We start from the raw sequence: 13169 nt of genomic DNA, 5'->3' as shown, positions 1-13169 counted from the left end.
GAGCTGGAGGAGCCATGTGCCGCAGCATCATGACGTTGCGCGAGCCGTACGTCGACAGTGTCACGCCGGAGCAGATCGAGGCCGCCGCGTTGCAGTATGTGCGGAAGATCTCCGGCTTCCGCGCCCCGGCCGCCCATAACGCCGAGGCGTTCCAGACGGCCGTGGCCGCCGTCGCCGACGCGACCCGGACCCTGCTCGACCAGCTTGTCGTGCGGGGTGGACGTCAGGCGGCGGCCGGCGCCGGGACGACCGAGTCGGGCGCCCAGCGCGACTGAGCGCACTGCTCCCATTCCCGGCACCACGGGTCGGAAGCGGTGCAGAGGCGCAGGTTGCTCAACACCTCGCCGTCGTCGGTGTCCTCGACGTCGAGATGCACCGGCCGGACGGTGCCGTCCGGGTTGACCAGGAGGAATCGTCCCGGATTGACGGTGTCGTCCGGTACGAGGCAGCGCTCGCCGATCTGGCCGGCGAAGGCGGCGACCACCATCGTCTCGGCGGGTTGAACGGGGGCCCGGTAGCAGTCGACCGAGGTCGGGAAGTCACCCGGCCGCTGCCACACGTCGCAGAACACGGCCTCGGACGGGAGGAGGTCCGGGTCGGCGCCCGAGAGGGGCAGCACGGGACGGCCGAGCACCGCCACCAAGGCCCGGTGGACCTCCGTCTCGGTGACGGGCACCTCGATCGTCCAGTTCCACAGGGCCGCGGGGGCGGTGAATGTCGGCATACAACCCATGGTGACCGGCTCGCGGGCCGCACGAGGCGTGTGTTACCTCTCCGTGACCATCAGAGTTGCAATCTCGTATCACCGCCCGCCTAAAGTGGCGGAGCAGATGCGAGACGACCTCGACCAATTCGCACGACAGGGACGGTGGATGACGGTGACGACGGGTGGGCCGCTCATCGTGCTCGACGGGGTCAACAAGTGGTTCGGCCCGTTGCACGTGCTGAAAGACGTTGATCTTTCCATCGAGCGGGGCGAGGTCGTGGTCGTGATCGGTCCCTCCGGGTCCGGCAAGTCCACCCTCTGCCGGGCGATCAACCGCTTGGAGCCGATCAACTCCGGCACGATCGTGTTCGACGGCCAGCCGCTGCCGGCCGAGGGGCGGGCGCTGGCGCGCCTGCGCAGCGAGGTCGGGATGGTGTTCCAGTCCTTCAACCTCTTCGCGCACAAGTCGATCCTCGAGAACGTGACGATCGGGCCCGTCAAGGTCCGCAAAGAGAAGCCGGCGGTGGTCCGGGAGCGGGCGATGCAGCTGCTCGACCGGGTCGGAATCGCCAGCCAGGCGGAGAAGTACCCCGCGCAGCTCTCCGGCGGCCAGCAGCAGCGCGCCGCGATCGCGCGGGCCCTGGCCATGCAGCCGAAGGCGATGCTCTTCGACGAGCCGACCAGCGCGCTCGACCCGGAGATGGTCGGCGAGGTGCTCGACGTGATGACGTCGCTGGCCCGCGAGGGCATGACGATGGTCGTGGTGACGCACGAGATGGGCTTCGCCCGACACGCCGCCAATCGCGTCATCTTCATGGCCGACGGCCAACTGATCGAAGATGCTCCCCCGACGGAGTTCTTCGAAAACCCGCGCAGCGACCGGGCCAAGGACTTCCTGTCGAAGATCCTGACGCACTAGCACCGGGCGTCCCCCAGGAGCACGCCGCCGTCGCGGCGCCTCCATCGATGAAGGAGATACACATGCGGATCACACGCGTGGCCGCCGCCACCCTGATGGCGACGCTCGCCCTGACCGCCGCCGCCTGCGGCAAGGAGGGCACGCCGGCCCCCAGCGACGCCGGCAACGGTTCCGGCGCGGCGAACGGCGACACCTGCCAGAGTTCGGGTGCCACGTTCACGCCGGCGAGCAGCGTCGACCTGACCGGCAGCCCGACCTACGACAAGATCAAGAGCGCCGGCAAGGTCGTCATCGGCGTGAAGTTCGACCAGCCGAACCTGGGCTACAAGGACGCCCAGGGCAAGCGGTGCGGCTTCGACATCGAGATCGCGCAGCTCATCGCCAGCAAGCTCGGCGTCGACCCGGCGAAGATCGAGTACAAGGAGATCCCGTCCGCCAACCGCGAGACGGCGATCAAGGGCGGCGAGATCAACTACTACGTCGGCACCTACTCGATCACCGACAAGCGTAAGAACGACATCTCCTTCGCCGGCCCGTACTTCGTCGCCGGTCAGGACCTGCTGGTCCGCAAGGACGAGTCGGCGATCACCGGCAAGGAGACCCTCAAGGGCAAGAAGGTCTGCTCCGCGAAGGGCTCCACCCCGATCCAGCGGGTGCGCGACGAGGGCCTGACCGAGGCGAACAACATCGTCGAGTTCGCCACCTACTCGGAGTGCGTGTCGCAGCTGCTCGACAAGAAGGTCGACGCCGTCACCACCGACGACGCGATCCTCAAGGGCTACGCCGCGCAGAACAGCACCGACCTGAAGGTCGTCGGCAAGCCGTTCAGCACCGAGAAGTACGGCATCGGCCTGCCCAAGGACGACAAGGCGCTGCGTGACTACGTCAACGCGCAGCTCGCCGCGTCGTTCGCCGACGGCACCTGGCAGAAGATCTACGACGGCACGCTGGGCAAGTCGGGGTCGCCGGCCTCGCCGCCGGCGCTCGAGCGGTACTGATCGAGCGGTGACCTGATCGCGTGCGCCGGGCAGGAACACCCCCGCCCGGCGCACGCGGCGAGAAGTGAGAGCGAGGAATGGCCGAGTTCTTTCGAGTACTGACGGACAACTGGAGCCTCTATGTCGAGGGGTTCACCAACACCGTCAAGCTCTTCCTGGTCGCCGCCGTCGGCAGCCTCGTCCTCGGCACGCTGCTCGGGGCGATGCGGGTCTCACCGGTGCCGACGATGCGCGCCTTCGGCGCGACCTACGTCAACGTGGTGCGCAACACCCCGCTCACGCTGGTGTTCGCCTTCCTCGTCTTCGCGGTCCCGAAGCTCGATGTCAATATCGACTACCTTCCGGCCGCGTTCCTCGCGTTGACCATCTACACCTCGGCGTTCGTCTGCGAGGTGGTCCGGTCCGGCATCAACACCGTCGCGACCGGCCAGGCCGAGGCGGCCCGCGCGCTGGGCATGACGTTCCTGCAGGTTCTCGGCTCGATCGTGCTGCCCCAGGCGCTGCGCGCGATGGTGCCGCCGATGATGAGCGTGTTCATCGCGATGCTGAAGAACACCACGATCGCTGCCGGCTTCTCCGTGCTGGAGGCGGGTGCCATCCCGGCGTACATGTCCGAACGGGGCGAGCCGCAGTTCGCGGTGCTGCTCTGGATCACGATCGGCTTCCTCATCCTGATTCTTCCGCTGGTCGGTCTGCAGCGGTTCCTGGAGCGCAAGTTGGCGGTGGCACGGTGAGCGCGAGGAGTGAGCTTGCGAGCCCCGCAGCGCGAACGAAGGGCAACGCGGTGAGCGCGAGGAGTGAGCTTGCGAGCCCCGCAGCGCGAGCGAAGGGCAACGCGGTGAGCGCGAGGAGTGAGCTTGCGAGCCCCGCAGCGCGAACGAAGGGCAACGCGGTGAGCGCGAGGAGTGAGCGCAGGGAGTCCCGCGGTCGCGAACGGAAGGCAGCCCAGTGACTCAGGCGTCAGTCCTCTACGACCTGCCCGGCCCCCGGGCGCGCCGGCGCAACGCGATCATCGGGGTCGTCTCGATCGCCGCGATCGTCGGGCTCATCGCGTGGGCAATCTACCGACTCTGGCAGACCGGCCAGTTCGAGGCCCGCAAGTGGGAGCAGTTCCAGTACGCGGCGATCCAGCGTGAGCTGCTCGCCGGCTACCTGGCCACGCTGAAGGCGGCCGGCATCGCGACGGTGCTCGCGCTGCTCTTCGGCGCGCTCTTCGCCGCGGCGCGGCTCAGCGACCGGTGGATCGTGCGGGCCCCGGCCACCTTCGTGGTCGAGCTCTTCCGGGCCATCCCGCTGCTGATCCTGATCTTCTTCGGCTACTACGTGCCGCTGCAGTACGGCTGGTCGATCGACAAGCTGTGGGCGCTGGTCATCGGTCTCACCCTCTACAACGGCTCGGTGCTGGCCGAGATCATCCGCGCCGGCATCGACGCGGTGCCGCGCGGCCAGTCCGAGGGCGCGTACGCGATCGGCATGCGGAAGAACCAGGTGATCCGGCTCATCCTGCTGCCCCAGGCGGTGCGCGCGATGCTGCCGGCGATCGTGAGCCAGCTGGTGGTACTGCTCAAGGACACCGCGCTCGGCTTCATCATCACCTATCCGGAACTGCTCTTCGTCGGCAAACAGATCGGCGGCCGCCTGGCGTTCGGGCTGCCGTACGTGCCGACGTACCTGATCGTCGCCGTCATCTACATCGCCACCTGCGGCCTGCTCTCGGTGGTCGCCTGGTGGCTGCAGAAGCGGATGGGTCGGGCCCGCAAGACCTCGGCCGCGGTGCTGCCGACGAACGATTTCGGCGACGCCGGCCGCAGCGCGATCTGACCCCGCGCCGCCCAACCAGCGGCACCAGCCTGATCAAGGGATCCGCAGCACGACACACCCGTGTCCGTGCCGCGGATCCCTTGACCGTTTGACGGGTGTCGCGGGCGCGGGCTCAGCGGGCGATCTCGGTGACCCGGGATTCGCGGACCACCGTCACCCGGATCTGGCCGGGGTAGGTCAGCTCCTCCTCGATCTGCTTGGCCACGTCACGCGCCAGCACCGCCGCACCGATGTCGTCGACGTCGTCGGGCTTGACCATCACCCGGATCTCGCGCCCGGCCTGCATGGCGAAGACCTTCTCCACGCCGGACTTGCCGCCGGCGATCTCCTCGATGCGCTCCAGCCGCTTCACGTACGCCTCGAGGCTCTCCCGGCGGGCGCCCGGCCGGCCGCCCGAACAGGCGTCCGACGCCTGGGTGAGCACGGCTTCGATCGTCTGCGGTGCGACCTCGTTGTGATGCGCTTCGATCGCGTGCACGACATCCTCGGACTCGCCGTATTTGCGGGCCAGGTCCGCGCCGATCAGCGCGTGGCTCCCCTCCACCTCGTGGGTGAGCGCCTTGCCGATGTCGTGCAGGAACGCACAGCGCTTGATCGTCGGGACATCCAGCCGCAGCTCGGCCGCCATCATTCCGGCGATGTGGGCGGTCTCTACGAGGTGTTTGAGCACGTTCTGCCCGTACGAGGTGCGGTAGCGCAGCCGCCCGAGCAGGGTGACCAGCTCGGGGTGGACATCGGTGATCCCGACGTCCACCAGCGCGTCCTCCGCGGCGCGGTAGCAGAGCCGCTCGACCTCGTGTTTGGCCGTCTCGAAGACCTCTTCGATGCGGTGCGGGTGGATCCGCCCGTCCAGTACCAGCTTTTCGAGGGTGAGGCGGCCGATTTCCCGCCGTACCGGGTCGAAGCAGGAGAGGAGCACGGCCTCCGGAGTGTCGTCGATGATCAGGTTGACCCCGGTGACCGACTCGAAGGCGCGGATATTGCGTCCCTCGCGGCCGATGATCCGGCCCTTCATCTCGTCTCCGGGCAGGTGCAGCACGCTGACCACGCTCTCCGCGGTCTGCTCGCTCGCCACCCGCTGGATGGCGTCGACCACGATGTGCCGGGCCCGCTGGTCGGCGGTGTTGCGCGCGTCGGCCTCAATGTCACGGACGAGAAGCGCCGCCTCGCGCTTCGCCTGCGTCTCGATCGCATCGATGAGCTCCGCGCGCGCCGCCTCCGCGGTCAACCCGGCGATCCGCTCCAGCTCACGCTTGCGCCGCTCCTCCGCCTCGGCGATCGCGGCCTCACGCGTGACGAGCGCGTTTTCCCGCTCCGTCAGCGCGGCCGCCGCCGCGGTCAGCCGCCGCTCGCGCGCCGCGAACCGCTCCACTTCTTCGGTGTGCTGCCGCTCCCGCTCGTCCATCCGCTGGGCGCGTCGCTCGACCTCGGCGACCTGCTCCTTCGCGGTGGCGGAGAGCAGCGCGATCTCCCGCTCGCCGCTGCGGCGGGCCGCCGCGCGCACCTGCTCGGCTTCGGACTCGGCCTGCCGGTGGGCCCGTTCGAGGACCGTGTCGGCCTCGGCGCGGGACGCGTCGAGCACGCGGCGGGCCTCGGCGCGGGCGGCGCTCGCCTCCGCCTTGGCCGCTGCCGCGTCGGTGCGGGCCGCCGCGGCGGCCGCCTTCGCCTGCTCGATCGCGGACGAGGCGTCGTCGGCCGCCGTGCGTAGCGCGGCGAGTGACTGCTCCTGTCGGTTCTTGGCCGCGACGAAGGCCGGGTCCTCCTCGGGGGCGGCCGCCGGTCGGGCCGTTCCGATCCGGCGCAGCGCCCGACCACCGAGCACCAGAGCGACCAGTACGAGAGCCGCGAGACCGGCGATCGCGCCGATCAGAGTCCACTCGAGCCCGGTCATGCCGCTGCTCCGCAGCGGCTGAGCCCGGTGATGAACTCTCGACTCTCGGTCATGGCCGCCTCCTCTCCACCGTCTGACGCCGGAGAGTTCTGCCCTCCTGCTGCACACCTTGCGGCTGTTGAGACGCCCGACCGAGGCGGCTGACGGTCTGTCACCGTTGTCGACGCACTCCATTGTCGGCGTACGAGCAGACCGACGGTGCCGGCGGATATGTGATGTCGTTTCCGGGACCGGCCTGTCCGGTAACGACCTATCTGGCCGCTGAGCTGCACCAAACCGTTGCCGTACTGTTACGCGATCTATGTTGTGCGTTTGGCCTGCAGTGGTCGGACACTCTCGTTGTAACGCGAGGCTAGGTCGCGCGGGGCCGTTCGGTCAAGGACCCATGATCCGGCGGTAGTCGGGACGATCGGCATCAGAACACGCATCCCCAGCTCACCCGCCTTAGCGCAATCCTGACGTGTTCTGGAACGCTTCCATGGACCCGCGCACCGGCGGCGCCGCCCGCCCTTGTGGCGCCGTTGTGGGGGCTCATCGGCCAGGAGCCGCGCCGCCGCCTCCACCAACGCGACGTTACCCGGCGCGGCCCCGCCGTCCGGCAACGTTCGCGCGTCTTCCGGCTAGCTCCTGGTCTCGTCGGCGGCGTCGGCCAGCGCGTCGGGGTCGATGTGCTCGGCGAACTCGGCCGCCTCGGCGCTCTGCGCCGCCAGGGCGTCCTTCACCGCCCGGATCGCCAGTCCCGGCGGGTAGCCCTTGCGTGCGAGCATGCCGACCAGCCGGCGAAACACCGCGTCGGGAGCGCCGGTGGCCGTTCTGAGCTTGCGGTCGACCAGGGCGCGCGCCGTCGCCGCCTCGGTGGTCTCGTCGATCTCGTCGAGCGCCTCGACGGCCGTGTCGGCGTCGACGCCCCGCTGCCGCAGCTCGTTGGCGAGCGCCCGGCGGGCGAGGCCGCGACCGTGATGCCGGGTCGCCACCCAGGCCCGCGCGAACGCCGCGTCGTCGATCATGCCGACCTCGTCGTAACGGTCGAGCACCCCTGCGGCGACCTCCTCGGAGATCCCGCGCCGGGCCAGCGCGGTCGCCAGCTCGGCGCGGGTGCGCGGTCGGACCGCGAGCTGACGCAGACAGATCTCCCGCGCCAGCTCCGACTCGTCGCGGGGCTGCTCCGGCCGCGGCTCACGGGCGCCGGAATCGGCCGCCTCGTCGTCCGACTCCGACGGGCGCGATGCCCGTCCGCGTCGGGACGTACCGGCGCGAGCCGGGGCGGCATCCCAGCCCCGCCCCGACCGCGCTCCCCGTCGTCCCGCCATCGATCACACTCCGCGACTCCGCGACCGTCAGAAGTCCACCGGCGGCAGCTCCGGCCCGCCGGCCGCGTCGGTCGCACCCGACCCGACACCGAGCTTCTCGAGGATCTTCTTCTCGATCTCGGCGGCCACGTCGGGGTTTTCCTTCAGGAACTCGCGCGCCTTCTCCTTGCCCTGGCCCAACTGGTCACCGTCGTACGTGTACCAGGCGCCGGACTTGCGGATGATGCTCTGCTCGACACCGACATCGATCAGGGAGCCCTCGCGGGAGATGCCCTTGCCGTACATGATGTCGAACTCGGCCTGCTTGAACGGGGCCGCGACCTTGTTCTTCACGACCTTCACGCGGGTTCGGTTACCGACGACGTCGGTGCCGTCCTTGAGGCTCTCGATGCGGCGCACGTCGAGCCGGACCGAGGCGTAGAACTTCAGCGCCCGACCACCGGTCGTCGTCTCCGGGCTGCCGAACATGACGCCGATCTTCTCGCGCAGCTGGTTGATGAAGATCGCCGTGGTGCCGGTGTTGCTCAGCACACCGGTGATCTTCCGCAGCGCCTGACTCATCAGCCGGGCCTGCAGACCGACGTGACTGTCGCCCATCTCGCCCTCGATCTCGGCGCGCGGCACCAGGGCGGCGACCGAGTCGATGACGATGACGTCGATCGCCCCGGAGCGGATCAGCATGTCCGCGATCTCCAGCGCCTGCTCACCGGTGTCGGGCTGGGAGACCAGCATCGCATCCGTGTCGACGCCGAGCGCCTTGGCGTATTCCGGGTCGAGCGCGTGCTCGGCGTCGATGAACGCCGCGATGCCGCCGGCCCGCTGGGCGCTGGCGACCGCGTGCAGCGCGACAGTCGTCTTACCGCTCGACTCCGGACCGTAGATCTCGACCACCCGGCCACGCGGCAGCCCGCCGACGCCGAGCGCCACGTCGAGCGCGATGGAGCCGGTCGGGATCACCGCGGTCTGCACGACCGGCCGCTCACCCAGCCGCATCACGGAGCCCTTGCCGAACTGCTTGTCAATCTGCGCGAGAGCGAGGTCGAGCGCCTTCTCCCGGTCAGGCCCTGCCGCCATTGCTGCCACCCCTACATTCGCCGACTTCGCGGGCGTCTTCGCTGAACTTCTGCTCACGCGGACACGCTAGGCGCTGGGTCCGACAGAAAACAGCCGCCAGGCCGTGAGCTGTGGACAAGCACCACCGTGTGGACAATAGCCGAACAGGTGTACGACGCAAGAAGCAACACGCCAGAACAGGCGTACGAACGGAGCGCGCCGGCCGGGAGTCAGCGCAACCGGGCCGGCACCCGGTCCGGATAGGCCGCCACCACCGCCCGCCAGACCACCACGGTCTGCTCGCCGGCGGCCAGCGCCTGCTCGATCGTGCGGCCACCGAGCTGCGGCAGCACCTGGTCGGCGGCGATGCTCGCGGCGTATCCAGGCCCGAACGTCTGCTCCAGCCGCGTCCAGAAGTCCGTCAGCCGCACTGCGTCACCCCTCGGTCCCCGTTTCCGCTGCCGACCGGCGCGACGCCGTCGGCAATGGCCGCAACGCTAGCGCCACCAGCGGCACGGTGGCGATCGCGGCGAGCAGGTTGAGCACGGGATATCCGACCAGCAGGACGATAAACCCGCTGACCGCGCCGGCCGCCGCCCCGGCCAGCCCCATCACCAGGTCGGAGAGACCCTGCACTGTGGGACGTATCTCGGCGGGGACCGACTCGGACAGCAACGTCGAGCCCGCAACCATCGTGCCGGACCAGCCGAGGCCGAGCAGGACCAGCCCCAGCGAGAGCCGCGTCACGTCATGACCGGCGGTGCCGGCGACCCCGGACGCGGCGAGGAGCAACGCGACGGCGCCGAGGATGACCGGACGTCGGCCCAGTCGGTCGGTGAGCCAGCCGACCAGCGGCGACAGGGCGTACATGCCGGCGATGTGCAGGCTCAGCACGATGCCGACCACGCGCAGGACGTCGGCATCGCTGTGGGATTCGCCGAGGTGCACCGGGGTCATCGCCATCACCGCGACCATGACCAGATGGCCGACCGCTACGGCGGCGATGCCGAGCCGCGCGGCGGGCCGGGCCGCGACGGCACGCAGCGCCGTCCGCAGAGCGGGTGCGGCGGCGACCGGCGCCGGTCCGGCGCCCGCCGCGGCGTGCCGCGCGGTCAGCAGCGGGTCAGGACGGAGAAAGACCAGGAGTACGCCGCCGGCGAGGAGGAACGCGACGGCGCTGAACACGAACGGGCCGGAGAGCGGCGGTAGCCCGACATCGTGCACGGCGGCGTCGGCGGGCGCGGCGAGATGCGGCGCGGTGACCGCCCCGATCGTGGTCGCCCAGACGACGAGCGAGAGCTGTCGGGCCCGCCGTCGCGGCTCCGCCAGGTCGACGGCGGCGTAGCGGGCCTGCAGGCTGGCCGCGGTGCCACCGCCGAAGAGCAGCATGCCGAGGAAGAGCAGCGGCACCCAGCGGGTGACCGCGGCGGCGACCACGAGCGCGGCGCCGGCCGCCCCGACGGCGTACGCGAGGGCCAGCCCGGGACGCCGACCGCGGACGTTCATCAGCCGGGTGACGGGGACGGCGAGCAGGGCGGCCCCCACGACCCCGGCGCTCTGGGCCAGGCCGGAGATGCCGGTGCCGGCCAGCCGGGCGGCGAGCAGCGCGCCCACGGAGAGGCCGGTGGTGATGCCGATGCCGCCGATGATCTGGGTGGCGACGAGCAACCGGAGGGTACGCCGCTGCACGACTGCGGCAACGTGGCCGTCAGCGCCGACGGGGTCGCGGGTGGGTGCGGCGGTGGACGGGATCATGCGTCTCCTCCGGTGCGACGGCGCGGACTCACCCTCCCCCCGTCGATCAAGGACTCCTCCGTCGATCAAGGACGTATTCACACGCCAGGAGATCGACTCATGCGAATACGTCCTTGATCGACGCACAAGACCGCGCGTGATCGCGCGTGATCGCGCGTGATCGCGCGGCGGCGGGTGTGCGGGTGGCGGTCAGAGGTTGAGGCTGCGGCCGATGATCTCTTTCATGATCTCGGTGGTGCCGCCGTAGATGGTCTGGACGCGACTGTCCAGCCACGCCTTCGCCACCGGGTATTCGAGCATGTAGCCGTAGCCGCCGTGCAGTTGCACGCAGCGGTCCGCGACCTTGTTCTGCAGCTCGGTGGTCCACCATTTGGCCTTCGCCGCGTCGACCACGGAGAGCCGGCCCGCGTCGAACTCGCGCACGCAGTGGTTGACGAAGGTGCGCGCGATGGTGATCTCGGTGTCGAGCTCGGCCAGCAGGAAACGGTTGTGCTGGAACGCACCGATCGGCCGGCCGAACGCCTCCCGCGACCGGGCGTAGTCGAGCGTGATCGCGAGCAGCCGCTCAGCGACGGCGACGGCGGCGACCGCGATGCTGAGCCGCTCGCGGGGCAGGTTGGCCATGAGGTGGTAGAAGCCGTGGTTCTCCGTGCCGAGCAGGTTGTCGGCGGGGACGCGGCAGTCGTCGAAGAAGAGTTCGGCGGTGTCGTTGGCCTTCAGCCCGATCTTCTCCAGCCGCCGACCCCGGGTGAAACCGGCCGTGCCCCGCTCGACGGCGATCAGGCTGACTCCGTGCGACCCCCGGTCCGGCGCGGTCTTCGCCACCACGACCACCAGGTCGGCCATGTCCCCGTTGGTGATGAAGGTCTTCTGCCCATTGAGGACGTACGAGTCGCCGTCCCGGACGGCGGTGGTGCGGACGCCGGCGAGGTCGGAGCCGGCTCCCGGCTCGCTCATCGCGATGGCCGTGACGATGTCGCCGGAGCAGAAGCCGGGTAGCCACCGCTTGCGCTGGTCATCGGTGGTGAGCTCGGTCAGATAGGGGGCGACCACGTCGTTGTGCAGCCCGAATCCGAGCCCGGAGCAGCCGGCCGCGACGACCTCCTCCGCGAGGACCGCGTTGAAGCGGAAGTCGCGCTCCCCTCCCCCGCCGTACTCGGAGTCGACGTCCATGCCGAGCAGCCCGGCCGCGCCCGCCTTGCGCCAGACCTCCCGGTCGACGATGCCCTCGGCCTCCCACCGGCCGTGATGGGGAACGGCTTCGCGGGCGAGGAACGCGCGGCACAGTGCCCGGAACTCATCGTGTACCGGCTCGTAGAGGTGCTGCTCCATGCGGCTCAGTCTGCACTGCCGCACCGGGCTGCCGAAACGGGTCGATCTCAACGAACCGGTAACGGCGTCCGGTGGGTCAAGGGATTGACAGGCATTCATAAGACCGTAACTATGGGGCCGCAGAGAGCGCTCTCACTGACCCTATTCCCCCACGAAAGGCACTTCTTGATGCTCACGAGAAGGACCCTGCTCGGCGGCGCCCTCGCCGTCACGGCCGGCGCACCCCTGGTCGCCTCGGCGTTCCTGTCCCGGGCGGACGCGGCGACCGCCCTGCCCATGACGGTCGTCAACAACACCCGGCGCTTCGCCAACAGCCAGATCTGGATGTACGTCGTCGGCGTGGACCCCACCGGCCGGCAGGGCTACGTGAAGAACGGCGGCGTCTTCAGCCCCTGTCAACTCTCCGACAACGGCCCCGACGGCTTCGCCGACCTGTCGGTCCCGCTCTCCGGCAACGGCGACACCAGCCTGAGCCTGCCCAACATGTCCGGCCGGGTCTACTTCTCCATCGGGCAGAAGCTGAAGTTCAAGGTGGTCAGTGACGGCGCGGGCCGCCCCGCCCTGCAGTACCCCGCCGGCTGGGTCGCCAGCGATCCGAACTACGCCGTCCTGCACGACTGCGTCGAGTTCACGTTCAACGGCGCGGGCATGTTCTGCAACACCACGGCCGTCGACATGTTCAGCATCCCGCTCGCCATCCGACTCGCCGGCAACAGCACGCAGACCACCGGCGCCCTGGTCAGCGGCGGCCGGGACCGGATCTTCGACGCCATCGCCGCGCAGCCCGACTTCGCCCGGCTGGTCGTCGGCGACCGCCTGCGGGTCATCGCCCCCGGTCACGGCATCGACAGCGGCCTCTTCTCACCCACCTACTACGACGGCTACGTCAACGAGGTGTGGGCCCGCTACGCCGGCACCGATCTGCGGGTGACCACCAACGCCGGCGCCTTCACCGGCCGGGTCACCGGCGGGCAGCTCGTCTTCGATCGTGGTGTCGCCCCCGTACGGCGCCCGAGCACCCGGGACGTCTTCTTCTGCGACGGCGCGCTGGCCGCGCCGAACGACGGCATCACCGGCCCGGTCGCGGCGATCCTGGGCGCCGCCTTCAACCGCTCCACCCTGCGCGACCAGCCGACCCAGCCGACGACCGATCCGGCCGGCTTCTACCGCCACCCGGTGAGCAACCACTACGCGAAGGCGCTGCACGACAACACCGTCGACGGCAAGGCGTACGGCTTCGCCTTCGACGACGTGGTCGACTTCGCCTCGTACGTGCAGGATCTGGCACCGACCGCGTTCACCGTGACGCTGACCCCGTTCGGCGCGTAGCCCACGCGAGGTGAGGATCTCGCGCCGGGCGGATGCGGGCGGGCGCGAGATCCCC

The 13169-nt window shown here is 69.9% G+C and carries 13 protein-coding genes; 6 read left to right on the top strand and 7 right to left on the bottom strand.

What is annotated here, in order from left to right:
- The first annotated feature begins 14 nt into the window (after positions 1–14).
- Positions 15–275 carry a DUF2277 domain-containing protein gene (locus AB0J06_RS07755; protein ID WP_357425821.1) on the top strand — a complete coding sequence of 87 codons (261 nt, stop codon included), beginning with the start codon at positions 15–17 and terminating at the stop codon, positions 273–275.
- Here the strand turns inward: AB0J06_RS07755 and AB0J06_RS07750 are convergent.
- The gene (locus AB0J06_RS07750) at positions 224–724 is read right to left on the bottom strand and encodes a hypothetical protein (protein WP_357425819.1); all 501 of its coding nucleotides are present in this window, start codon (positions 722–724) and stop codon (positions 224–226) included. The two genes, AB0J06_RS07755 and AB0J06_RS07750, sit on opposite strands and share 52 nt — an antisense overlap.
- A 148-nt stretch (positions 725–872) precedes the next feature.
- On the opposite strand from AB0J06_RS07750, the gene AB0J06_RS07745 reads away from it, so the two are divergent.
- The 4 genes from AB0J06_RS07745 (at position 873) to AB0J06_RS07730 (ending at position 4444) form a co-directional block, all read left to right on the top strand.
- On the top strand, positions 873–1625 hold the full coding sequence (locus AB0J06_RS07745) for an amino acid ABC transporter ATP-binding protein (protein WP_357425817.1): 753 nt from the start codon (positions 873–875) through the stop codon (positions 1623–1625).
- Between the two features lie 62 nt (positions 1626–1687).
- Positions 1688–2623: a glutamate ABC transporter substrate-binding protein gene (locus tag AB0J06_RS07740; RefSeq protein ID WP_357425815.1), complete on the top strand. Its 936-nt coding sequence runs from the start codon at positions 1688–1690 to the stop codon at positions 2621–2623.
- A 77-nt stretch (positions 2624–2700) separates the two neighbouring features.
- Positions 2701–3357, top strand: a complete 657-nt coding sequence (locus AB0J06_RS07735) for an amino acid ABC transporter permease (protein WP_357425813.1) — start codon at positions 2701–2703, stop codon at positions 3355–3357.
- Between the two features lie 214 nt (positions 3358–3571).
- Positions 3572–4444 carry an amino acid ABC transporter permease gene (locus AB0J06_RS07730; protein WP_357425811.1) on the top strand — a complete coding sequence of 291 codons (873 nt, stop codon included), beginning with the start codon at positions 3572–3574 and terminating at the stop codon, positions 4442–4444.
- Between the two features lie 112 nt (positions 4445–4556).
- Here the strand turns inward: AB0J06_RS07730 and rny are convergent, their stop codons facing one another.
- The 6 genes from rny to AB0J06_RS07700 all read right to left on the bottom strand — a co-directional run bounded on the left by rny (position 4557) and on the right by AB0J06_RS07700 (position 11785).
- On the bottom strand, positions 4557–6335 hold the full coding sequence (gene rny, locus AB0J06_RS07725; protein WP_357425809.1) for a ribonuclease Y: 1779 nt from the start codon (positions 6333–6335) through the stop codon (positions 4557–4559).
- A 620-nt stretch (positions 6336–6955) separates the two neighbouring features.
- Entirely contained in the window at positions 6956–7645 is a 690-nt protein-coding gene (locus AB0J06_RS07720) for a regulatory protein RecX (RefSeq protein ID WP_357425807.1), read from the bottom strand.
- A gap of 27 nt (positions 7646–7672) precedes the next feature.
- Entirely contained in the window at positions 7673–8719 is a 1047-nt protein-coding gene (recA, locus tag AB0J06_RS07715) for a recombinase RecA (RefSeq protein WP_357425805.1), read from the bottom strand.
- Between the two features lie 209 nt (positions 8720–8928).
- Complete coding sequence (locus tag AB0J06_RS07710; RefSeq protein WP_357425803.1) at positions 8929–9129, bottom strand: DUF3046 domain-containing protein; 201 nt, start codon at positions 9127–9129, stop codon at positions 8929–8931.
- Positions 9130–9133: 4 nt separating this feature from the next.
- Entirely contained in the window at positions 9134–10453 is a 1320-nt protein-coding gene (locus AB0J06_RS07705; RefSeq protein ID WP_357425801.1) for an MFS transporter, read from the bottom strand.
- 189 nt (positions 10454–10642) lie between these two features.
- Positions 10643–11785, bottom strand: a complete 1143-nt coding sequence (locus tag AB0J06_RS07700; protein WP_357425799.1) for an acyl-CoA dehydrogenase family protein — start codon at positions 11783–11785, stop codon at positions 10643–10645.
- A gap of 168 nt (positions 11786–11953) precedes the next feature.
- Between AB0J06_RS07700 and AB0J06_RS07695 the strand changes: the two genes are divergently transcribed.
- Complete coding sequence (locus AB0J06_RS07695) at positions 11954–13114, top strand: glycoside hydrolase family 64 protein (RefSeq protein WP_357425797.1); 1161 nt, start codon at positions 11954–11956, stop codon at positions 13112–13114.
- The last annotated feature ends 55 nt before the right edge of the window (positions 13115–13169 follow it).

It is taken from the genome of Micromonospora sp. NPDC049679 (assembly GCF_040659735.1).
Taxonomy (GTDB): domain Bacteria; phylum Actinomycetota; class Actinomycetes; order Mycobacteriales; family Micromonosporaceae; genus Micromonospora_I.
Note: the sequence above shows the minus strand (reverse complement) of the source record. Positions and strands in the feature narration are given on the sequence as shown.

Excerpts from the sequence above, each read along its gene's own strand:
- AB0J06_RS07755 (WP_357425821.1), top strand. The coding sequence starts at position 15 with ATGTGCCGCAGCATCATGACGTTGCGCGAGCCGTACGTCGACAGTGTC.
- AB0J06_RS07750 (WP_357425819.1), bottom strand. The coding sequence starts at position 724 with ATGCCGACATTCACCGCCCCCGCGGCCCTGTGGAACTGGACGATCGAG.
- AB0J06_RS07745 (WP_357425817.1), top strand. The coding sequence starts at position 873 with ATGACGGTGACGACGGGTGGGCCGCTCATCGTGCTCGACGGGGTCAAC.
- AB0J06_RS07740 (WP_357425815.1), top strand. The coding sequence starts at position 1,688 with ATGCGGATCACACGCGTGGCCGCCGCCACCCTGATGGCGACGCTCGCC.
- AB0J06_RS07735 (WP_357425813.1), top strand. The coding sequence starts at position 2,701 with ATGGCCGAGTTCTTTCGAGTACTGACGGACAACTGGAGCCTCTATGTC.
- rny (WP_357425809.1), bottom strand. The coding sequence starts at position 6,335 with ATGACCGGGCTCGAGTGGACTCTGATCGGCGCGATCGCCGGTCTCGCG.
- AB0J06_RS07720 (WP_357425807.1), bottom strand. The coding sequence starts at position 7,645 with ATGGCGGGACGACGGGGAGCGCGGTCGGGGCGGGGCTGGGATGCCGCC.
- recA (WP_357425805.1), bottom strand. The coding sequence starts at position 8,719 with ATGGCGGCAGGGCCTGACCGGGAGAAGGCGCTCGACCTCGCTCTCGCG.
- AB0J06_RS07705 (WP_357425801.1), bottom strand. The coding sequence starts at position 10,453 with ATGATCCCGTCCACCGCCGCACCCACCCGCGACCCCGTCGGCGCTGAC.
- AB0J06_RS07700 (WP_357425799.1), bottom strand. The coding sequence starts at position 11,785 with ATGGAGCAGCACCTCTACGAGCCGGTACACGATGAGTTCCGGGCACTG.
- AB0J06_RS07695 (WP_357425797.1), top strand. The coding sequence starts at position 11,954 with ATGCTCACGAGAAGGACCCTGCTCGGCGGCGCCCTCGCCGTCACGGCC.